At 67.8% G+C, this 494-nt stretch carries 1 protein-coding gene; it reads right to left on the bottom strand.

Going from position 1 to position 494, the window contains the following annotated elements; all coding sequences use genetic code 11:
- The coding region (locus HX846_RS39060) for an ATP-binding cassette domain-containing protein (protein WP_178967682.1) at positions 1 to 494 on the bottom strand (494 nt) is incomplete at both ends.

The following is a 494-nucleotide window of genomic DNA, read 5'->3' as shown; positions in this document are numbered from 1 at the left end:
GGCGCTGGCCGCCGGAGAACTGCCGGGGCTTGCGCTTGAGGGCGTCGCGCTTGAGGCCCACCTGTTCCAGCAAATCTCCGGCTTCAGCCCACGCATCCTTGGCCGACAACCCGCGCAATTGCGCGGCGCGGGCGATGATGTCGCCCACCCGGTGCCGAGGATTGAGCGAGCCATACGGGTCCTGGAAAATCATCTGGATGCGCCGACGATTCGCCGCCAGCGCCGAGCCGCGCAGGGCCAGGAAGTCGGTGTCACCGACCCATACGTGGCCGCTGTCGCTGTCCACCAGGCGGATCGCGGCTTTCACCAACGTGCTTTTGCCCGAACCGGACTCGCCGACAATCGCCAGGGTCTTGCCCCGTGGCAGTTGCAGCGAGACATTGCGCAAGGCCGCCACCGAGCTGCCGCCGACGGTGTAGGTCTTGGTCAGGTGCTCGATGCGCAATGCCAGCTCGCCGTCGGCGCTCGGCTTGTGCAGCTCCGGGTGCAGCGCC

Source organism: Pseudomonas sp. K5002 (genome assembly GCF_013386655.1).
GTDB lineage: Bacteria > Pseudomonadota > Gammaproteobacteria > Pseudomonadales > Pseudomonadaceae > Aquipseudomonas.
The sequence above is the reverse complement of the archived record's forward strand: the minus strand, read 5'-3'. Positions and strand labels throughout refer to the sequence as shown.